This is a genomic window from Pelagovum sp. HNIBRBA483 (assembly GCF_040931995.1).
GTDB lineage: Bacteria > Pseudomonadota > Alphaproteobacteria > Rhodobacterales > Rhodobacteraceae > JAEPMR01.
Genome location: NZ_CP162412.1, coordinates 344,194 through 364,558 on the forward strand (window position 1 = coordinate 344,194; position 20,365 = coordinate 364,558).

The window sequence follows — 20,365 nt, forward strand, 5'->3', positions numbered from 1 at the left end:
AGACCCGCTCACCCGAAGCGGTTTTCCGCCTCGCATGTTTGATCTATGTGCGTGACTATTCGGTAAGGGCGGTTAGCTCAGCGGTAGAGCACTACGTTGACATCGTAGTGGCCACTGGTTCGATCCCAGTACCGCCCACCATGAATTTGCCGGGTGTCGGTTGGAGCCGCGCCTGTAATGAAACCAAGGCGCAATCCGCGCGCCGCGACATGAGGAGAGGGACATGAAAGTTCGTAACTCGCTTCGCTCGCTCAAGCAGCGCCACCGCGATTGCCGCGTAGTGCGCCGCAAGGGCCGCGTTTATGTGATTAACAAAACGCAGCGACGGTTTAAAGCTCGCCAAGGCTAACGCTTCTGGCAGAATGAAATGAAGGGGCTACACGAAAGTGTGGCCCTTTTTCTTTGGCCGGCTGGTTTTCTAGCGTTATGTTTAGGTGGAAGAATTCTTGAGAGAGATAAGATGCTAAATCCCCGTCGAATGATCAGTAGAGCGAGTTTTGTCATTTTGACGGGTCTTTTGGGGCTTCCGGCAATCGCGCAGGATTTCTGTGGCGGAGTAGGCGCCGAGGGTAAATGGATCGGCGGAACAGCTGAAGCTTCTGATATTTCGGTTGCGGGGGACCATCGTGAGCAGATTGCGCTTGTGCTTGGCTCAGCGCCTTATATCGCCTTGTTTTCCTTGAGCGCTCCTATGGAAGTTCGGTTGGAGGCGGCGGGGCGTGCCGGTTCAGACACCATTATTGAGTTGCTTGACTCCAACGGCGCTTCGCTCGCTTTCGATGATGATTCGGGAGGTGGTTTTGATTCACGTTTGGAGCTTCCGCTTTCGTCTGGAACCTATTGTTTGCGTGTTGAAAATTATGAAGACACCCCGATGTCGGCATTCGTGCGTGTTGGGCGGCCCGAGCACGAACCACTGACAGTTGGGATCGCGAGCGCTGACAATTCATCCAATTCTGTTGCGATAGGTGAAGGTTGTGGTGATGGGTTCTCTCAGGAATTACAGCTCGGATTGCCCGGCGTTGGAGCTGTGATTGATGTGCCAGCATGGTCATTTTCCTTGCCGGTGCCGACGGCCGTCTCAATTACAGCGGAAAATGAGGACGCTGATCCGCAAATCACACTTTATTCAGCGGATGGTGCCTATATCGATGAGAATGATGATGCGGTCGGGTTAAACTCGCGACTTGATGTCAGGCAGCCGCTGGCAGCTGGTGAATACTGCATCGAGATGCAGGCTCTCTCTGATGAATTCGCGCCAGTCACCGTTACGGTGAGTGAATATGATCCCGATGCGGCCATGATGGCGATGTATGATCAAGGCATCTCTGCGCCACCTCTGGACGGCTCGTACCCGATCGTTGATCTGGGTGTTTTGCAGACGCGCATGCGGAAGGACGTGCAAAACACGGATACCGCCACTTGGTACACGGTCACTGTTGAACAGACCGGTCTGCTACTGGTTGAAGCGATATCAGTGAATTTCGAGGGTGATCCAGAGATGAGAGTCTTTGACGATTTCGGTCGTGAAATCGCCTACAATGATGACTTTGGTTCGGGATATGACTCTCAAATCGCTGTAAGGCTTAACGCTGGTACCTATATGGTTGCGTTGCGAGAAGTAAACACCGGTGCTCAAGCATTCACACGTTTACTGATGGAGTTGTTTGTTCCGGCACAATAACCGAAAAGTACCCAGAAAGAGATTCAAACTCCTGAATGCCACTTTCGAGGACGCAGTTGATCTTTCGACCCGTGGCTCGGAATGATGAAAGAACTTCAATAGATCCGGAAAGGCATTGGATGGGTACCATAACTCTGGTTCGGCATGGGCAGGCGAATTCATCGGCAAAGGACGAAGATGGCTATGATCGCCTGTCGCCACTTGGGTGGCAGCAAGCGGAATGGTTGGGTGATTGGTTTCGGGATCAGGAAGAGAACTTTGATCTGGTCCTGAGTGGCAGTTTGCGGCGCCAAAGGGAAACATCGACAGCGATTGGCTTCAATACACCCGAGATCGATCCGCGCTTAAATGAAATGGACTATTTCAATCTCGCCGCGGCATTGCGTGAGGTTCACGGAGTGCCAATGCCTGAAGGCGATGGTTTTATTCACCATATGGAACATGTTTTGGAAGCTTGGCATCGTGCAGAGATCGCCGGCAACGAGACATATGAGTCGTTTGAATCTCGAGTGAATGGTGTACTCGAATTAGCAACTCAACCGGGAAAGAATGTGCTCTGTGTCACATCCGGGGGTGTGATTGGAATGGTTCTTCGACATCTCTTGGATCTTAACCCACGCCGCATTGCGCATGTCCTCGCACCGATCAGAAACAGTTCGATCCATCGCATTCATGTTTCACCCGCTGGGGCCATTCTTGCTGGATTCAACTCGGTGCCGCACCTTGAGGCTGTAGATAGGCGCTACGCACAAACTTTCTTCTGAGGAGTCGCTATGCATCTATGGGTTAGAGCTGAGTGCCGAGAGACTGAAAGGCGCGTCGCGCTATTGCCGGAACAGGCTGCCAGATTGGTAGCAAAGGGTGTCAATGTCACGTTGGAGAGAAGTGACGTTCGCATTATTCCGATCGAGGGATACGAGGCAGCTGGATGCACGATTGCGTCAGCGGGTGGGTGGGAAAACGCCCCAGAAGACGCCTTTGTTCTTGGTTTGAAAGAACTTCCTGATGACGGTTCGCCACTACGACACAAGCACATTATGTTCGGTCATGCCTTCAAACACCAACCAGCTGGCAAAAACCTTTTGAAGCGTTTCGCGGTTGGTGGCGGGGAATTGCTGGATTTGGAGTATCTGGTTGATGAGGCTGGGAAACGTGTTGCTGCTTTTGGGTACTGGGCTGGATTTGCCGGAGCCGCGGTTTCAATAATGGGTTGGCTTAGGCAAAAAGAACTCATTGGTGATACTCACCTGTCTGCGTTCCCTCATTCAATGGAAATGATTGAGCCACTTAGAACTGCGATTATGAGTATGAAGAGGCAAAGGCCATCAGTCCTAATTATTGGAGCGCTGGGGCGTGTAGGTACAGGCGCACGAGAAGCTTGTGAAGCATTAGGGCTTCAAGTCACACTCTGGGATCAAGAGGAAACGGCGCAAGGTGGTCCATTCCACGAGATTTTTGAGCATGACATTTTGTTGAACTGTATTCTTGCCCGACCAGGATGCCCGGTATTTGTTCCTGAGGACGCCAAGGCGATGCCTCGCAGCTTGAGCATGATAGGTGACATCGCCTGCGACCCAGAAAGCGACTTTTCGCCGATCAAAGTGTATAATCGTGTGACGACTTGGGATGATCCCTACTTCCGCGCATCGGAGGACCCAGTTTTGGAAGTAATGGCTGTTGATAATCTGCCGTCGCTGCTCCCCCTTGAAAGCAGCGAAGACTTTTCAGAGCAGCTATTCCCATTCTTGCTGGGATTGTTCGGTTTGGGTGCTCAAGAAGACGCTACGGTATGGGAGAGGGCGCGGCAGACATTCGCGCTTCATGTGCCTCGTATTCAATAGAGCTGATCTTCTTCGTCTGAGGCGGATATTCCCAGCGCATCCAATCCATTTTCTAGGTGATCGGCAAGATGCGGAGAGCCTTTGAGGTACTCTGAAGTTGGTGTTGTTGCTTCTGCGCGAGCCGTAGCAATAGCTTCCCCGAGTTCTTCGGCTTCAAAGCTGCCCCGTCCGATCCAGAAGAGGGCAACCAATGAGGCCTGCTCGTCTTCGTTGAGCCGCTCTACGAAGGCGTCAAATTCTCCCTCTCCACGATCCAGTTCTCGTGCAAGGATAATGACTTCGGCTACTTTGTCGGTCGATATTGCGAGCATTTTCGTGCCCTTTCCTTAGCGTTATTGGACTAAGAATGCAGCACTGATGATAGAGATACATTGATCTCACGCAAACTTACTTCCGGCCGAATAGGCGGAAATAGGCCCAGTCCGGTAGAAATTGAGAGAGCCGGAATACCCAAGAGAAGATAGTTGGGAAGCTTTTCTTGAACTTGCCTGTTTCCATATGTTTTCGCATTTCTACCGCTGCATCTTCTGCCGAAAGGATGAACGGCATATTGAAATCGTTCTTGTCGGTAAGGCGTGTCTTGATGAAGCCGGGGTTGATAAGCTGAACTTCAACCGGCGAATTCCACAGGTCTGCCTGCATTGATTCAGCGAGCGACATCATTCCAGCTTTTGAGGAGCAATAACCGATCGCTCCGGGTAAACCTCTGAAGCCTGACAGCGATCCAGTGAGGACGATATGTCCTCTCCCGCGGCGCAGCATATTGCCGATAACGGCGCCAACAACGCGCGAAGCACCCAGAAAGTTTATCTCGCCCATGAGATCAGCTTTTTCATTGTTCCACTCGTAAGCGCTCATCGGCCAGTATACGCCCGCAAGATAAACAACGCCGTCAAGCTCTCCGATTTCGCTGGCGGCGCTCTCCACAGAATTTCGATCGGTTACGTCAACGGGGATAGCCAACGCCTTGCTCGGGAGTTCAGCAACAAGTGATTGCAGTCTGTCAACCGAACGGGCGGAAACCACGACTTCACACCCTGCGCGACTAAGCTCGTGCGCAAGGGCGCGCCCAAGACCCTCACTCGCCCCGATCAGCCAGTAGCGTTTCCCGCTCCAAATGCGCTTGTTCATGATGCCTCCTGATGTAGCGATAACATAGGTGCTCGGATTTGACCGTTATCCGTAAAGTTCTTGTTGGTAGAATTTATGTGATGTTCGACGGGAGGCATGTTCTAGTATTTGGCCACATTTGCGAAACCCATTATGAGATTTGTTCTCGCGGAATTGAAACGAGCACTCCGATCGCAATGACTTTCAAACTAATAGGAACCAGCGCGTAAAGCATTGAGAGTATATCCAGAGAAAACGCTGTTTGCTGTTCTGCATCGGTGGAGAAACCGGATGCTTCCAAAATCGGGAGAACTGTTACGGCGGCTATGGCGAGCGTCAGTTTGCTTGAGAATGACCAGAGCCCAAAACCTTGGCTCCCGTTAGGAGAAATTTCTGACATTCGCTTCGCAAACAGGGCGGGTAGGAGGGTAAGATCTGCACCGATCGATGCACCAGATGCCAGGCAGATGAGCGTGAATAAAATCAAGTCCCCTGCTGACAAGAAATATGCGCTGCCGAAGCTCAAGATCGCCAAAATCATTGCCGCCATCAACGCCCGACGTACCCCGATGCGACCGGCGATAGCCGACCACATTGGAGCGGACACGGCTGCCGCCAAGAAGAACAAGACCAGCAAAGGCCCTTCCCAGCCCCGCGCCATCAATTTTGATTCGACGAAGAATAGAAAGAGAGTGGAGGAGACCGCCAGCGGCATGGCGTTGATGAGTGCCAGTATGAGGAGGCTCCTGGACGGGCGGTCCAGGATCACGGTTCTTATGGAAGTGGGGTCACTTTTGATGTTGGAACGCCTCCCCGCTTCCTTGCGGAATGCAAGGATTGCAACCACCGCCAAAGCGGCGAAACACCAACTAAAGATTTGAAATGGAGCGGCGCTAAAGTTGACTAGCAACGCGGGCGCAATTGCGGCGATACAAATCCCAATGAGTGCTCCGCTTTCCCTCCATGCCGCGAGGCGAAAGTGGCCACCTGAGAGGCGTTCGCTTGCAGCAATGCCAAAGGCGTAGAAATTGATTGAAAGAAAGCTAAAGGCCGAAAAAAGTCCGGATATGGTGAGCGCGAACCACAACAATGGGGTTAATAGAGGGTTCGATGAAAATAGGCCGATCATCGAAATAGCGAGTAGAAAGCCACCCAGTGAGAAAGCTAATGGGCGCCACTTTCCGATTCGCTCAGAGATCCACCCCAGAATGGGATCCTGAATCACATCGAAGAGCCTTAGAAAGAATAATACGCTTCCCAGTGTTGTCAGCGATACGCCGAAATTGTCTGCGAAGTACTTGGGCGCGTAGATGTAAATTGGAAGACCGGCAGCTGATATGACACCTGCCATTAGAGAGTACGCGGCCAGCGGAACTGCCCGCGCTTCTGTGGTCATCGTGAAACCTCTTCCAGTGGCGGTTGTGGCCGTGAACGAAACGAGACGCCTTTCTGCCACAGTCTCAGAGCTTGCCAATGGATTAGTGCTAACACGCGCCGTGAACCCAGTGGCCGGCGCAGCAGTGCCCAAAGTATGCTGAAGCTTGTCAGCGGAGTCCGATTGCCCGAAAGGGTCGCGATGAGCCCACTTTCAGGAGATGTAAATTCTATTCTGATCGCGATTCTATCGGCGCGTATATCGAACCTAAAGGAGTATTCCCCTGCCACTGGCTGAAAGGGCGAAACATAGAAAATCTTCTTTGCCGTTAGTGTTTCATCGGCGCGGATTGGGCGTAGATCATCATGATGGCAAAGATAAGAGTGGCGATCACCGTAGGTGTTGTTCACCTCTGCAATAACGACGCGAAGGACGCCTTGCCGATCATAGCAAAGCCAGAAGCTGACGGGATTGAAACAATGCCCTAGTATCCGAGGCTGAGCGATTATTTCGATGCGTCCATCAAGCTCAATTCCGTTCTCTTCTAGAGTTTTTCTCACCCATTTGGCGCCGGAGCCTTTTTCCGGCGCGCCACCGTGGTCGCTGTCGTTGAGAGAGGCTACGTTTCGCGCATTCCTACTGAAAAGATAAGGAGTCGGGAGCGGTTTTTCGGCGTCCATCATCACATAGTCCACGGTGTAGCGGAACGCATTTTGAGTTGCGCCCCGCCGCCCGTGATAAGTTTCACCAGCGATGTGATGGATGTATGTCATTCTGCGGCGACCCCAACATTCGCTTCGGAAAGGTCTATGCCGCGAACGACATCCAAAGCGCTTGCAAGCCCGTCTTCGTGGAAGCCATGTTTCATCCAAGCACCACAAAACCATGTGCGATTGGTCCCGTTGAGCTGTCTTGCAGCATTTTGAGCGGCCAGCGCTTTTTGATCGTAGACCGGATGCCGGAGTGTCACCTCGTCCCAAATTAGCTTTTCATCAATTGGGCGGGTGCTGTTCAGTGTCACGAAGAAATCATCCCGCCGCAGCCACGGTTGAAGGGAGTTCATCCAGTAGGTGAGATCGATGCGATCCGAAGGTTTGTCTTTATCTTCAGTGTAGACCCATGAAGACCAAACCTTTCTTGATTTTGGCATGATCGAAGCATCCGAGTGCAAGACAATAGAGTTCGGTTGGTAACTGATTGCACCAAGCACCGATATTTCGTCCGGTGAGGGGTCTGCAAGCAGTGCTAAGGTATCGTCAGAATGTGTGGCGAAAACGACTTCATCAAAACGTTCCCATTCGCCGCCCCATGTTTTGATTTCTATACCTAGCACATCCCTTCTGACTGCCTGAACTGCTGTGCCGAGCCGGATGTCAACGCCTCGCTGACCCATCGCATTTTCGAGCCGAGATACATACTCGCGAGAGCCGCCGTTCACCGTGTACCATTGGTGCTGGCCAGAGTGATGGAGCAATGCATGATTCTCAAAAAACTGAATCATTGCTCTCGCCGGAAAATCCATAATCTTCTCAACGGGTGTCGACCAAATAGCGCCCGACAAGGGAGCGAGATAATAGTCTCTAAACCAAGAACCTAAGCCCAGTTTCTGGATAAGCGCGCCGACTGTAAGGTTGGGGTCCTGAGATGTTTCCAGCGCGTGCACGTTGAAATGGAAGATGTCCCTGCACATACGCAGGAACCGCGGGTTCAGCATGTTTCTCTTCTGCGCGAAAAGAGCTCCAAAGCCCGCCAAGCCGTATTCAAGCCGTCCACCGTCAATCGATGCACCGAAAGACATGTTCGACTCGACCACTGGAACCTCTAGCTCGTCAAACAATTCTGCCAGATTGGGGTAGTTTGCGTAATTGAAGACGATAAAGCCTGTATCGACAGCGCAATCGGCGTTGGGGCCTGCAAGTCGAGTGCGGGCATGGCCTCCCAGACGATCTTCACTTTCGAAAAGAACAACGCGATGGTTTTGAGACAACTTATAGGCTGCTCCCATTCCAGAAATTCCGGCCCCGACCACGGCAATCGTCTTTTGCGCCAGGGCGCTTTTCTCGAACGGCATCAAATTGTCTCCAGTGAATTTGTCTTTGTCGCAGAGAATACGGCGGGGGTCTATAAACGGATTATAAATAAGAGACTTATATCGTTTTGATCCAATTTCGTGCTGTCGCCGTAACAGATACGACCGCGTGACGTGATCCTATCTCGGAAAATAGATGCAGCCGCTGATCGGCCTGTTTATAAGCAGGGAGCAGAGACTTCATCTGGCCGATTGGAACGAGTGGCGTGAGCGAGAATATCAAACCGAGTGCAAAGACTTGGGTCGAGGAAATGCAACGCATTCAAGAGGCGGCAGATAGCCGTGCGTTCGCGGACCTTTACCAGTTTTTTGCACCACGGGTGAAAGCATTCATCATCAAGACGGGTTCAACGCCCGACGTAGCAGAGGAAGTGACACAGGAAGTTCTGGCAACAGTTTGGCGAAAGGCCAAGCTGTTTGATCCGACTAAAGCGAGTGTATCGACTTGGATTTTTACCATCGCACGAAACCGTCGGATTGACATCGTTCGAAAGGTGCGACGGCCTGAACCTGAAGATCTTGTATGGGGGCCTGAGGCGGAGCCGGATCAAGCAGATGCGATGGCTTTGCAACAGGAAACTGAGCAACTGAGCGAGGCACTTGCAAATTTGCCTGAAAAACAGCGAATATTAATTGAGAAAGCCTATTTCAGCGAGCTGAGCCACAGAGAAATTGCGGAACAAACCGGTTTACCACTGGGCACGATCAAATCGCGAATTAGGTTAGCGCTTGAAAGGCTGCGCTACAGCATAAAGTGAAGCAGAAATGACCGAAATAAAACATCACCTTACCGACGCCCTCTTGATGGCTTACTCTGCAGGTTCAATGCCTGAAGCTTTCAGCTTGGTCGTGGCAACCCACATTTCGATGTGTGATGACTGCCGTGCGCGAATGGGTAGTTTTGATGCTGTTGGTGGGGAGCTGCTTATGGAAGCGGGCGCTGCCGAAATGACGGCAGGCTCACTGGATGCTGTGATGAGAATGATCGCGGGAGAAGAACCTGAGCCGTTGCTTGAGAAATCGCATGATAATGTAGAGTATCTTTTCCCCGAGCCGCTGCGCAATTACGTTGACTGCTCTCCGGATGACATCAAATGGAAGAAAGTCGGCGGAGGCGTATCGCAGTTGGTGCTTCCGACAAAAGGGGAAGGAACAGTGCGATTGCTAAACATCCCAGGTGGTGTAGCTGTGCCGGATCATGGGCATAGAGGAACGGAACTAACTTTGGTGCTTCAAGGTGCGTTTAGCGACGAAGTGGATCGATTTGGGGTTGGTGACATTGAGGTGGCTAACGAGGATTTCGACCACCAGCCCATAGCGGCACCCGGTGTGGCTTGCATCTGCTTGGCGGCAACTGACGCACCGCTCCGCTTCTCCGGACTGCTTCCGAAAATTGCGCAGAAGTTTGTAGGTATATAATTCCTAGTTTTACTTTTGGGGTGGGGTGAGCGGAAGTATCGCCTCATCCGTTTCAGGCGCGAGCTCTTCGAAATCGAAATTATCAAGTCGTCGGGCACGTTTTCCTGCCTTCTCAGCGCTTATTTTGATATCAGAGATATCTTTGGCGGCTTGCCCGAAGTGACGATCTAGATTTTCGACCCGTTGTCCGAGGCGATCCACGTCCTGATAAAGTAAACCAAGTTCTTTTCTGATAGCACCGGCTTGTTCACGCATACGTGCATCCTTGAGAATCGCACGCATCGTATTCAGCGTCGCCATGCAGGTGGTAGGAGAGACAATCCAGACTCTCGCAGTGAAGCCCTCACGAACAACTTCGGAGAAGTTTGCGTGAAGTTCCGCGTAAATAGCCTCGGAGGGAAGGAACATTAGCGCGCCGTCAGCTGTCTCTCCCTCGATAATGTATTTTTCCGAGATCGCTCGAATATGTGCTCTGATCGCTGCTTTGAGTTCACGCGCTGCTACAGAAAGCTCTTGCTCCGTTTTAGCGTTGCGAAGTCGCTCATAAGGTTCGAGCGGAAATTTACTGTCGATGACAATAGAGCCAGGTGGATTGGGCAACTGGATCAGGCAGTCCGCTCGCTTGCCGTTTGATAGTGTGTGCTGAAGATTATAGCTGTCAGCTGGTAGAGCTTTGGAGACAATATCGTTCAGCTGAATTTCGCCAAATGCTCCGCGTGTTTGTTTGTTTGACAGGATATCCTGCAACGACAAAACGTCGCCTGAGAGTTTTGTGATGTTTTCTTGTGCTTTGTCGATTGTCTTGAGACGTTGCTGGAGTTCGCCAAGTGATTGGGCAGTGTTTCTGGCAGAACTGGAAAGATTTTGGTTCATCGCTTCGGTGACGCTGCTGAGCCTTTGTTCCATCAATTGAAGTGTCTTGCTTTGCTGTTGAGCCTGCGCCTCGGCAACCGAGTTCAGCCCACCAAATAGCTGCTGCTGCCCGTCTGAAAGGCTTTGAACGCGCTGCCCTAGCCCACTCATCTGTGATGCCATCTGCATCACCGCTTCGCTAGACTTTCTAACCCGCTGACCTGTGCGCAAGAGCAGAATGACGAGTACTACAGGCAGAACGAACAGCAGCAAGATGCCTACATCTTGGGCATTGCTGAGATCGAGAGAGGTTTCGCCAATTGAAATCATGTGCGCCCAAATAGCCGCTCGATGTCAGAGAGCTTCAGCTCGACATATGTGGGCCGGCCGTGATTGCACTGACCTGAAAAGGGCGTCGACTCCATTTCACGAAGCAAAGAATTCATTTCTTCTGCGCGCATCTGGCGCCCTGATCTGATTGAGCCGTGACAGGCCACACGGCTTAGAATTGCTTCAATTTTTGTTTGAATGGTACTGCTATTATCCAGGTCGATTAGTTCATCCAAGATATCTTCAACCAGCTTCTTCGCGTTAATTTCCCCCAAGATTGCAGGTGTTTCCCTCACAGCAATTGCACTTCCTCCGAAGGGTTCGATGACGAGGCCCAACTGCGAAAATTCATCGCTGAACGCGAGAAGTTTTGCGGATTCCTGCTCCGTCATTTCAATAATTTCAGGGATCAACAAAGACTGAGATGGAACGCCGTTTTCCGACATCTGTTTCTTGAGCCTTTCATAAACAAGGCGTTCATGTGCAGCATGTTGGTCAACGATGATGAAGCCGGTTTCGGTTTGGGAAATGATGTAGTTCTCGTGGATTTGTGCGCGTGCGGCTCCGAGCGGAAGGCTGGTTGAGGCATGTGTAGAATTATCTGAAAAATTTTCTACGCGCGCCGATGGAGTGGCCATTTCGGCAAACCCCGCATCATCGCTGACGCGCTGTTCGGGGAAATTGTAGGGACGAGAGAAACTACTTTTCCTCTCCATTTGATAGATCCGAGCGCCTTGGGTGCTTTCTGTCTGAAACGAGCCAAGAGTAGCAGCTGCTACTGTTGACGATGAGCGATGTCCGGCCTCCAAAAGTGCATGCCTTAGGCCTGAAACGATGAGGCCGCGCACCATTCCTGGGTCGCGAAATCGAACTTCGGATTTCGCGGGATGTACATTGACGTCGACCAATGAGGGTGCGCAGTCGATGAAGAGTGCAGCCGCAGGATGACGATCACGGCTCATGAAATCCTTATAGGCTCCCCTTAGAGCACCAAGCAGCAATTTATCCCGAACAGGGCGTCCATTGACGAAGAAAAACTGAGCTACTGCCGCGCCCCTCGAATATGTTGGAAGCGCCGCGTAACCAGACAGGTGGAACCCCTCTCTTTGCGCGTCTACTTTCAGGCTATTTTCTGCAAAGTCTTTGCCTATGATCTGTGCAAGGCGATGCTGGAGGGCATCGAAGAGATCACCGTTTTCGGCATCGGCGCGGAATACAACCTTATCGTTTCCGTTAGAGCAGTCGCGCAGGGTAAAGGTAACATAGGGTTGAGCCATTGCTAACCGCTTCAGCGTGTCAGAAATGGCTTGGCTCTCCGCGCGATCTGACCTCAAGAATTTCAAACGCGCAGGTGTCGCAAAGAAAAGGTCCCTCAGCTCTATCACAGTTCCTTTTGAAAGAGCGGCTGGCCGAACGGGCGCGACCTGACCCCCGACAACTGAAATACTCGCGGCAGTCTCATCTGAAGTTCGGCTCGTAATTTCCAGTCTTCCAACCGCCCCCAGAGAAGGCAGTGCTTCGCCACGGAACCCAAATGATGCGATGTTGATGAGATCAGAACCGTCGATCTTTGACGTGGCATGCCGTGATAGAGCCAATGGCAACTCGTTGGCAGCAATTCCATGACCATCGTCGACGACGCGGATGAGAGTTTTGCCACCATCGGCTATCGAAACTTCGATACGCGTCGCTCCAGCGTCTAGAGAATTTTCTACGAGTTCTTTGACCGCAGAGGCGGGGCGTTCCACCACTTCACCGGCAGCAATCCTGTTGATTGCTGCGTCATCAAGCTGTCGAATGGACGGTCTCGTGGCAGTTGGTTGAACCCCCGAGATGTTGCGGTTTTGTTGCTCCATACCCCAACTTATAGCATGGTAGGTTGCGATTCTGCGAGGCATTATTCGGCAAGATCTCTGTCCTGCGCCCTCACTAACAGAGAGCTACCTCGCGCGCCTTGTTTATCCGGATGGCGGGGGCGGCACGCTTATTCCAGCATTTTGAAGACGGAGCCATTCGGCGTAGGAGTCGAGCGTTTTGCCGCGCCCGCTCGAAGTCAAAAGGGATAGCGCACCATCGGCGCCAGTCGCTGAAATTGACGAAAGCAAAGCGGAATCAGAAACTGATCCGGAGGAGGTTTGCACCAGATTTGCCCTGCCGCCTAAAGCTGAAACTGCGGCTCCTTGCGGATTTGGGTCCGTCAGGTTTGCTGCACCTGGCGTAGGCTCGGGAAGGGAGGAAAAGTCCGAAGGCATTTCGAGCGCGCGCGCGGGCAACACGCTGAACTCGTCAGGGCCAGAGCTTGTATTTTCTCTTGCACCGCATGCTGAGAGCGCCAAAAGCCCTATCAAAGGCAGTATGGTTGAAGCTCGTATCATGTTTACCCCTCGGTCAGTTTCATCTCTTTCTACTGGTTTGATCCGGATGCGTCACTCGATTTTGCCTATGATAAAACGCTCCAGGTTAGGACCGTCTTGACTTTTCTTTGGGGTGCTCATTGTCGGAATGGAAAAGGACAAGACCAATTGCGCCTCCGAAGACGGCTATATCTGCCACATTGAAAGCGTAGGGATTGTTAATACCGCAGCACGAGAAGTTGAGGAAGTCTGCAACGGCCCCGTAGATGAGACGGTCTATGACATTTCCGATAGCGCCACCCACCAATAGACCAGCAGAAAAGAATACCCACTTCGACCCGCCATCCCGCCCTACCCAGAACAGCACGGCGGCGGTGATAACCAATGCTAGGGTCACCAGCACCCACCTCATATCGAAGCTAGAGAACAAGCCAAAGTTTACCCCCGTGTTCCATGCCATGCGCAGCTGAAAGAACGGTGGGAAAACATCAATGGCGCCAATATCCTTTAGATTAAGAAATTGCACGACAATGAGTTTACTTATCTGGTCGGCGAGGAAGACTGACAGGCTTGTCCAGAGCGTAATGCGCATCACTCTTCCTCTCCAATTAGTGCCGGAAATGGCGCATGCCGGTAAACACCATTGCAATACCAGCTTCGTCAGCCGCGCTAATGACGTCATCGTCACGCATGGAGCCACCGGGCTGGATTACGGCGGTCGCTCCTGCGTTTGCTGCTGTTAATAGACCATCAGGGAACGGGAAGAAGGCGTCGGAAGCAACGACCGACCCTTTTGTCAGCGGTGAAGGAAGTCCAAGAACCTCAGCCATATCCATTGCTTTCTGTGCTGCGATACGGGTGCTATCAACTCGGCTCATTTGACCTGCGCCTACACCCACTGTCACCGCATCCTTCACATAGACGATTGCGTTGGATTTCACATGCTTGGCAACTTTCCATGCAAATAACATATCCGAAAGCTCCTGATCGGATGGAGCTTTTTTCGAAACGACCTTCAGATCGTCGAGTGACAAAGCGCCGTTGTCTTTATCCTGTAGAAGCATTCCGCCGGCGACTTGGCGGATGTTCATGGAAGCGGAGCGCGGGTTAGGCAGGGTATTGGTCGTCAATAGCCGAAGGTTCTTCTTGGTTGCGAAAATCTCGCGGGCCTCTTGCGTTGCACCGGGCGCGATGACGACTTCAGTAAAAATATTGATAATTTCGCGTGCTGTTTCGGCATCTAGGGGTTGGTTGAAGGCGACAATACCACCAAAGGCAGAAGTCCGGTCGCAGTCGAAGGCAGACTTATAGGCTTGCAGTAGGGAGTCGCCCCGCGCAACGCCACAAGGGTTTGCGTGTTTGATAATCGCGCAGACTGGTCCTTCGGCGGCCGGAAATTCTGCTACCAATTCAAAAGCTGCATCAGTATCGTTTATGTTGTTGTAAGATAACTCTTTGCCTTGATGTTGAACAGCTGTCGCAACACCCTCCCGATCTGAATCTGTCGTGTAAAATGAGGCTGACTGATGCGGATTTTCGCCATAACGAAGGCTCTGCGCGAAGGTCCCTGAAAAGGTTCGTCTGCGTGGAGTCGCATTGCCAATGGCATCAGCCATCCAGTTCGAGACTGCGGCATCGTAGGCGGCCGTTCTCGCATAGGCATTCTGAGCAAGATATTTACGGAATGAAAGCGACGTTTGGCCTTCATTCTGATCGAGCTCAGCGATGAGTGGTTCGTAGTCTTCAATATCCACGACAACGTTTACAAAAGCATGGTTTTTAGCTCCCGCCCGTATCATGGCAGGCCCGCCAATATCTATGTTTTCGATGCATTCGTCGTAGTCAGCTCCTTTCTTCACCGTTGCTTCAAACGGGTAGAGGTTCACTACAAGGAGATCGATGCCTTTGATGCCGTGATCCTGCATCGCGGCGACATGGGCGGGCTTATCTCTAAGCGCAAGAAGCCCACCGTGCACCATCGGGTGCAGGGTTTTGACACGGCCGTCCATCATTTCTGGGAAGCCAGTGATCTCCGACACGTCTTTTACGTCCAGTCCAGCGTCCCGTAATGTTCTTGCGGAGCCGCCTGTTGAAAGGAGTTCTATACCCCGAGAGGCAAGTCGGGTTGCGAGATCGACCAAACCTGTTTTGTCCGAAACAGACAGAAGGGCGCGGCGCACGGGGTACAAATCAGTCATGGAATCCTCTGGGTCAGGGCACATCAGTGTCTGGCTGATCTTTTTGAAGGAAGTCCCGTAGGGCGGTCGGGGTATCCTGTGCCTTCGAAAGCGACCAGCGCACGCGTGTCGAATAGGACATTGCGCGGCCAGATAAAACCACCTGTTCAGCTTCGCGAGGTCTTAGCCGCCCGTTTTCTAGGTATACTGAGGGCTCAATCCTCATTTCGGCTTTGCTATCATGGCGGAAAATCCAGATTTCCCCACTCCTCAAAGTCAGAGAAATAGCGCTTCCACCAAGATCTAGCGACGAAAGGACCTCCGGATGCAAATGAAAGCGAATCGTGAAAGGAATGCCTAGGCTCTCCTCGCGATCCATTGCTGAATCGAAAATTGCTCGGTCGGATTTTGATAATGTTGTAAGAAGGTCCTCTCCGGAGATTGCTCTGCCATCCGACGACATATCCAAGGTTCGAGCATGAGTTAACCCGTGGGTGCGCTGGTAACCGTTATGAGCCGCTTCAAGTCTTCTGCCATCCGATAACGGCGTGAACTCTGCTGGGACCTTGTCCGGTACCTCGATCAAGTACTCTCGGGTGATCCCGCGTACCCTGTTGCCGGGCGCAAGTCGTGAAGAGGAAAAGCCATCAATCGAAAGTGTCGAATGACTAACCGTCGCGCGCCCCGCCCGGCGCCAATCTTGCCCGAAAACCACTCCAGATCCGCAATTGACTATGAGTTGTCGCCGCCCTGACGAAAGCTCAAATGCCAAAGTCGATGCGTGGGCATTGTGGCTTGCAGTTCCAGATGGGGGCGAGGCGCTATCAAGCACGAGGGATGTGCGCCCAGCCGCTAGCCTTGCGAAGCCCATGTAAAGCTGGGCCGAAGGGAGTGTCGGGATCCCTGAAGTCGATAGCGCATGATCGAGTCGTCCCTCGATGCCGCGACCGCCCCCATGGAATCGCGCAAGCCCGCCGTCTGTATGCCGCACTGCCCTGAGCGCAGGAGCAATCCTTTCGAGGGCGCTACAGATGGGGGCTGGTGCTGTTAATCCAGCACCATTCAAGGCGATGACCACCCAGTTCAGAAGTGCAAAGACTTCGAGCAATTCCTCAGGATTGCGGGAGATGATGCCGCCGTCAGCACCGATCTGTTTTTCGCAATCTTTTGCAAGAATCTCGATCGCTTCTCGCGCGTGACTTGCCATGCCGGAAAGTGACAGGCTGGCGTAAATGACCCCGCAAAGGGCTTCAAACCGCGGTAATCCAGTTCGAGCTTTGTGCCAGCGCTTGGAGAGGAAAATGGTTTGTTGTGTAAGGCTCAGGAAGAAGCGTTCTGATTGGACCTGATCACTCCCTTTGAGGAGAAATATACCATGATTTATCCAGCGTATCAGGCGTCGGCCCGCGAGGCTTGGCGTCCAACCTGGCCCTTTTGCACTGCCGAACAGTGAAATCCATTCCTGTACCCACTTTTGAGCATGTGCGCGGGCATTCGCATCGCCGACAGCGGCTAGATCGTCGAGCCATGTGAAACCGTGGATGATCTCGTTAACTTCTGCGGCTTGGCTTGATAGTTCCCAGATTGAGCGATCAGGAGCTTCGATAAGCGTTCCGGCAAAAAGAAAGTTGCCGGCCAGAAGCTGTCTGCCTCGCGCATATATACCGATTGTTCTTGGTTCGGGTTGCGTCACGAAACTGGTCGGAATTCGCACTTTGGCGGCCCGTCTCGCGGCCAACCTGTGGCCCAAGACCACCCAACTCTCAGAGAGTTTTTCGAACCCGCTCAATGCGCCAGAGCCTCTTCCCTATCATATGAATTTTTAGCGTCATGATAGGAGGCAAGTTGTGGTCTGTCACGCCGGCTTTCGAAACCGCACCGCGTAAAAGCCATCCATTCCGCCCAACTCTGACCAAAAGTCGGGTCGCAAGCGGATTCCGCCTTCCTCAGAAACCCAATCTGGTTCGAGGCCCCGAAAGTCCGGTTGCTCGACCACGAGATCATTGTTGCGCTGAAGGGCTTCTTCAGTCTGGATCTCTCCTTCGTCCGGTAGCAGCGAGCATGTACAGAAAACGAGCCGTCCCCCTGGCTTAACAAGCGAAAGTGCATGATCGAGAATTGAACTTTGTTGACTGATAAGAAACGCAAAATCGCTCCCGTCTTTTGCGTATGGTAAGTCGGGGTGTCGGCGAATTGTGCCTGTAGCAGAGCATGGGGCGTCCACGAGTACGGCGTCAAAGCCAGTCTCGTTGAATTCTGTCGCTTCCGCGGCGACGCATCTCGCAGAAAGTCCTGTTCTGGCTAGGTTGTCTTCCATTTTTTGGAGGCGAGATTTGGAGATGTCGACGGCTGTTACCTGCGCGCCAGAGGCGGCCAGCTGCATGGTTTTGCCGCCTGGCGCAGCGCAGAGATCGAGGATTTTTTCACCTGCTTCCGGTGCGAGCAATTTTACAGGAATAGCCGCGGCTGCGTCTTGAACCCACCAATCCCCCTCAGCATACCCTGGGAGATCTGAAATCTGCCCAGGCTTTGAAATTCGGATAGATCCTGTTGGCAGTATCAGCCCTCCCAATTGAGCCGCGACTTTTGCCGGATCAATTTTTGCGGATATATCCAACGGTGCGCCTCGGAAGTGCGCGCGCTCGATCCCAGTGATTGCTTGTTTCCCCCAAGCGGAAATCAACGGTTGGCGCAGCCAATCCGGTACGCGCGGTTCGGGCAGCCGTTCCCAAGCGCCGGGCCGCTCTTGAGCTATCTTTCTCAGAACGGCATTCACGAGCCCCTTCATCGAGGCGGTTTTTTTTGACGCGCCAACCATTTCCACGCATGCATTGACGACTCCGTGCGCGGCTTCTCCATTCGCCCAGATTTCGATCGTTCCGAGCCTGAGTGCGTTTTTCACTGACAATGGCGGCTGCTTTTTTAGAAAGGGCTTGAGCATCCGGTCGGCTCTGTCCATCGCGCGGAGGGTGTCGAGTGCCAGCCGTTGTGCACGCGCCCGATCTTCGGATGATAGTCCCGCAAGCACTCCCTCCGACACAAGTTCCGAGAAAAGTAACTCTTCGCCGGTTATCTTGTTCAGGATGAAGTGCGCCGTGCGTCGCGGTGCGAGACCATTCTGGGACATTTGATCCTCTTGAGCATTTGTTATGCCGCCGTATATCACTGTTAGATGAGGAACAAGGAATGTGGTTTTGAGCAAACTGTCCAAAGAATTACCTGAAGCCGCAAAAAGAGCGCTCAAAGAGGCAGAAGAGCGTCGCAGAGCAATGGGGGATGCTCAGCTTCCGCCGGAACTTGGCGGACGTGATGGGCCCGAGCCTGTTCGTTTTGGGGACTGGGAAAAAAAGGGTATCGCGGTCGATTTCTAGTTAATTTCCGGTTTTATCGGATGGAGAACGTGCCGGAGCGCCCCTTCCCACCGTCGACAGTGAAGCGTACCTTTTGATCGGCTGACGCCTCTACCAACTGGCAATTGTATTCGATCTCGTATCCAGACCAATCCATGGTGCGGCAGAACAAGCCGTCTTCCCAAGACCAGGTTCCTGATACCTCAGAGCCGATGGCCTTTCCTGCGATTGTCCCATCATTTGATACGGTTAGTTCCACGCCGAACAACCCGAGCCTCAACGTTCTGCCGACAACCAATTCTTCGAATTTGGCCTTTTCATAGATTGGAACGAAGTCATTCGAAGCGGTTGCGGGTGTAGATAACCATATTGCAAAAGAGCTGATGAGCGCTGTTTTAAGGTGTTCCATGTCATACCCTCGCCTTCTGAGTGAGTACGACGGTAGGCCTGAAATGGTTCACTTTAAGTCTTGGCGGGTTCTCAAAGACCAAGAACATCCATCATTGAGTACTCCCCTGGTGGTTGCCCCTGCCCCCATATCGCCGCCCTCAGTGCCCCTCGCGCAAAGAGTGCACGATCAGTCGCAACGTGGCGAAGTGTAATTCTTTCGCCTGCCGCCGCAAAAAGGACGTCGTGCTCGCCAACAATGTCACCACCGCGAATGGATGTGAAACCGATATCGCCGCGCTTTCTTGCTCCGGTGATTCCATCGCGCCCACTGTCAGAAATATCTTTCAGGTTCTTTCCTCTGCCCTCGGCTGCGGCCTCTCCAAGCATTAGAGCCGTTCCTGAGGGGGCATCCACCTTCATATTGTGATGGGCTTCGATAATCTCTATGTCGAAGTCTTCGTCTAGAACCGCTGCAACCTTCTTGGTGAGTTGTACAAGAAGATTTACACCAAGGGACATGTTCCCTGCCCGAACGATGACTGCGTGCCTTGCCGCTGCGCTAATAGCGGCAAGATCATCATCCGATAATCCAGTTGTTCCAATCACATGGACTGCGCGCGCCTGAGCCGCGAGTGCAGCATATTCCACAGTGGCAGAGGGGGCCGTGAAATCAATGATAGCTTGCGCACGAGCAAAGGCTTCAAGCGGGTCGTCAGAAACTTGCACTCCCAAGGGCGCGCCGCCCATTGCTATTCCGACGTCTTTGCCGATCCATTCATGTCCGGTACGCTCAAGCGCACCGACAAGCTTCACTTTTTCGGATGCGGTAATCGTCTTGATTAGCATTTGACCCATCCGGCCCGAAACGCCCGTTACCACGATACCTGGCTGTTCTGTCATGTTGCCCTCGTTTCTGTTATCTTCTGGGTGCACGTCATAGCTTCGCTTGGCAAGAGCCTCGAAGCCGCATAAATGGACAATATGACAAAGAAAAGATTTGATACATTGGCGGGAGCGCCTTCGCAGCGACAGCTTCGGGTAGGTGAACTTATTCGCCGGTCGCTTTCAGATGTGCTTGCACGAGGGGACGTGCACGACCCTGATCTGGGGCGCATGTCGATTACTGTAGGCGAAGTGCGCTGTTCACCCGATTTGAAACACGCGACAGTTTTTGTTCTTCCGCTTGGAGGTGACAAGAAGCAAGAGGCATTGACGGCCCTTCGCAAAAACAAGGCTGAGCTGCGCCGACTGGTGAGCAAGGGCATTAGATTGAAATATGCGCCTGATCTTCGCTTCGAAATCGACGAAACCTTCGACCGGATGGATGAGACGCGGAGACTTTTGTCAGAAGATCACGTTCGTCAGGATCTTGACGATTGAGGCCGTTTGCCCTG

22 protein-coding genes and 1 tRNA gene are annotated in these 20,365 nt (G+C 52.6%); 9 read left to right on the forward strand and 14 right to left on the reverse strand.

Features of this window, described 5'->3' with window-relative positions:
* The first annotated feature begins 66 nt into the window (after nucleotides 1–66).
* The 5 genes from AB1E42_RS01705 (at nucleotide 67) to AB1E42_RS01725 (ending at nucleotide 3,525) form a co-directional block, all read left to right on the forward strand.
* Nucleotides 67–141, forward strand: a tRNA-Val gene (locus AB1E42_RS01705).
* 82 nt (nucleotides 142–223) lie between these two features.
* Complete coding sequence (gene ykgO / locus AB1E42_RS01710; RefSeq protein ID WP_010141322.1) at nucleotides 224–349, forward strand: type B 50S ribosomal protein L36; 126 nt, start codon at nucleotides 224–226, stop codon at nucleotides 347–349.
* A gap of 111 nt (nucleotides 350–460) precedes the next feature.
* Nucleotides 461–1,684, forward strand: a complete 1,224-nt coding sequence (locus AB1E42_RS01715) for an ABC transporter substrate-binding protein (protein WP_368345278.1) — start codon at nucleotides 461–463, stop codon at nucleotides 1,682–1,684.
* 119 nt (nucleotides 1,685–1,803) lie between these two features.
* Nucleotides 1,804–2,448 carry a histidine phosphatase family protein gene (locus AB1E42_RS01720; RefSeq protein WP_368345279.1) on the forward strand — a complete coding sequence of 215 codons (645 nt, stop codon included), beginning with the start codon at nucleotides 1,804–1,806 and terminating at the stop codon, nucleotides 2,446–2,448.
* Nucleotides 2,449–2,457: 9 nt separating this feature from the next.
* Nucleotides 2,458–3,525, forward strand: a complete 1,068-nt coding sequence (locus AB1E42_RS01725; RefSeq protein WP_368345280.1) for a saccharopine dehydrogenase — start codon at nucleotides 2,458–2,460, stop codon at nucleotides 3,523–3,525.
* Here the strand turns inward: AB1E42_RS01725 and AB1E42_RS01730 are convergent.
* From AB1E42_RS01730 to AB1E42_RS01750, 5 genes are all read right to left on the reverse strand, one after another.
* Nucleotides 3,519–3,836 carry a DUF3775 domain-containing protein gene (locus AB1E42_RS01730; RefSeq protein ID WP_368345281.1) on the reverse strand — a complete coding sequence of 106 codons (318 nt, stop codon included), beginning with the start codon at nucleotides 3,834–3,836 and terminating at the stop codon, nucleotides 3,519–3,521. The two genes, AB1E42_RS01725 and AB1E42_RS01730, sit on opposite strands and share 7 nt — an antisense overlap.
* Before the next feature lie 76 nt (nucleotides 3,837–3,912).
* Nucleotides 3,913–4,656: an SDR family NAD(P)-dependent oxidoreductase gene (locus AB1E42_RS01735; RefSeq protein WP_368345282.1), complete on the reverse strand. Its 744-nt coding sequence runs from the start codon at nucleotides 4,654–4,656 to the stop codon at nucleotides 3,913–3,915.
* Nucleotides 4,657–4,786: 130 nt separating this feature from the next.
* Entirely contained in the window at nucleotides 4,787–6,031 is a 1,245-nt protein-coding gene (locus tag AB1E42_RS01740) for an MFS transporter (protein ID WP_368345283.1), read from the reverse strand.
* Nucleotides 6,028–6,783 carry a DUF1365 domain-containing protein gene (locus AB1E42_RS01745; RefSeq protein ID WP_368345284.1) on the reverse strand — a complete coding sequence of 252 codons (756 nt, stop codon included), beginning with the start codon at nucleotides 6,781–6,783 and terminating at the stop codon, nucleotides 6,028–6,030. Before AB1E42_RS01745 ends, AB1E42_RS01740 begins: the two co-directional genes overlap by 4 nt.
* Entirely contained in the window at nucleotides 6,780–8,081 is a 1,302-nt protein-coding gene (locus AB1E42_RS01750; RefSeq protein WP_368345285.1) for an NAD(P)/FAD-dependent oxidoreductase, read from the reverse strand. The genes AB1E42_RS01745 and AB1E42_RS01750 overlap by 4 nt, the downstream gene beginning before the upstream one ends.
* Nucleotides 8,082–8,350: 269 nt before the next feature.
* Between AB1E42_RS01750 and AB1E42_RS01755 the strand changes: the two genes are divergently transcribed.
* Nucleotides 8,351–8,857 carry a sigma-70 family RNA polymerase sigma factor gene (locus AB1E42_RS01755; RefSeq protein WP_368346345.1) on the forward strand — a complete coding sequence of 169 codons (507 nt, stop codon included), beginning with the start codon at nucleotides 8,351–8,353 and terminating at the stop codon, nucleotides 8,855–8,857.
* A 7-nt stretch (nucleotides 8,858–8,864) separates the two neighbouring features.
* Complete coding sequence (locus AB1E42_RS01760) at nucleotides 8,865–9,518, forward strand: ChrR family anti-sigma-E factor (protein ID WP_368345286.1); 654 nt, start codon at nucleotides 8,865–8,867, stop codon at nucleotides 9,516–9,518.
* A gap of 9 nt (nucleotides 9,519–9,527) precedes the next feature.
* Here AB1E42_RS01760 and AB1E42_RS01765 read toward each other — a convergent pair whose 3' ends face one another.
* From AB1E42_RS01765 to AB1E42_RS01795, 7 genes are all read right to left on the reverse strand, one after another.
* A complete protein-coding gene (locus tag AB1E42_RS01765; RefSeq protein WP_368345287.1) occupies nucleotides 9,528–10,700 on the reverse strand; it encodes a DNA recombination protein RmuC in 1,173 nt (390 codons plus the stop codon).
* Nucleotides 10,697–12,556, reverse strand: a complete 1,860-nt coding sequence (mutL, locus tag AB1E42_RS01770; RefSeq protein ID WP_368345288.1) for a DNA mismatch repair endonuclease MutL — start codon at nucleotides 12,554–12,556, stop codon at nucleotides 10,697–10,699. Before mutL ends, AB1E42_RS01765 begins: the two co-directional genes overlap by 4 nt.
* A 102-nt stretch (nucleotides 12,557–12,658) precedes the next feature.
* Nucleotides 12,659–13,075: a DUF3035 domain-containing protein gene (locus tag AB1E42_RS01775; protein WP_368345289.1), complete on the reverse strand. Its 417-nt coding sequence runs from the start codon at nucleotides 13,073–13,075 to the stop codon at nucleotides 12,659–12,661.
* Nucleotides 13,076–13,160: 85 nt separating this feature from the next.
* A complete protein-coding gene (lspA, locus tag AB1E42_RS01780) occupies nucleotides 13,161–13,646 on the reverse strand; it encodes a signal peptidase II (protein WP_368345290.1) in 486 nt (161 codons plus the stop codon).
* A 16-nt stretch (nucleotides 13,647–13,662) separates the two neighbouring features.
* The gene (gene purH, locus AB1E42_RS01785; protein WP_368345291.1) at nucleotides 13,663–15,252 is read right to left on the reverse strand and encodes a bifunctional phosphoribosylaminoimidazolecarboxamide formyltransferase/IMP cyclohydrolase; all 1,590 of its coding nucleotides are present in this window, start codon (nucleotides 15,250–15,252) and stop codon (nucleotides 13,663–13,665) included.
* Nucleotides 15,253–15,265: 13 nt separating this feature from the next.
* Complete coding sequence (locus AB1E42_RS01790; RefSeq protein ID WP_368345292.1) at nucleotides 15,266–16,945, reverse strand: heparinase II/III family protein; 1,680 nt, start codon at nucleotides 16,943–16,945, stop codon at nucleotides 15,266–15,268.
* A gap of 141 nt (nucleotides 16,946–17,086) precedes the next feature.
* The gene (locus AB1E42_RS01795; protein WP_368345293.1) at nucleotides 17,087–18,358 is read right to left on the reverse strand and encodes an RsmB/NOP family class I SAM-dependent RNA methyltransferase; all 1,272 of its coding nucleotides are present in this window, start codon (nucleotides 18,356–18,358) and stop codon (nucleotides 17,087–17,089) included.
* A 67-nt stretch (nucleotides 18,359–18,425) separates the two neighbouring features.
* Between AB1E42_RS01795 and AB1E42_RS01800 the strand changes: the two genes are divergently transcribed.
* Entirely contained in the window at nucleotides 18,426–18,602 is a 177-nt protein-coding gene (locus AB1E42_RS01800; protein ID WP_368345294.1) for a DUF1674 domain-containing protein, read from the forward strand.
* A 13-nt stretch (nucleotides 18,603–18,615) separates the two neighbouring features.
* On the opposite strand, the gene AB1E42_RS01805 is transcribed toward AB1E42_RS01800, so the two are convergent.
* A complete protein-coding gene (locus tag AB1E42_RS01805; protein WP_368345295.1) occupies nucleotides 18,616–18,990 on the reverse strand; it encodes a dihydrodipicolinate reductase in 375 nt (124 codons plus the stop codon).
* Between the two features lie 71 nt (nucleotides 18,991–19,061).
* Nucleotides 19,062–19,871 (reverse strand): 4-hydroxy-tetrahydrodipicolinate reductase, encoded by an 810-nt coding sequence (dapB, locus tag AB1E42_RS01810; RefSeq protein WP_368345296.1) that lies wholly within the window; start codon nucleotides 19,869–19,871, stop codon nucleotides 19,062–19,064.
* Between the two features lie 81 nt (nucleotides 19,872–19,952).
* On the opposite strand from dapB, the gene rbfA reads away from it, so the two are divergent.
* Nucleotides 19,953–20,351 carry a 30S ribosome-binding factor RbfA gene (gene rbfA, locus AB1E42_RS01815; protein ID WP_368345297.1) on the forward strand — a complete coding sequence of 133 codons (399 nt, stop codon included), beginning with the start codon at nucleotides 19,953–19,955 and terminating at the stop codon, nucleotides 20,349–20,351.
* The last annotated feature ends 14 nt before the right edge of the window (nucleotides 20,352–20,365 follow it).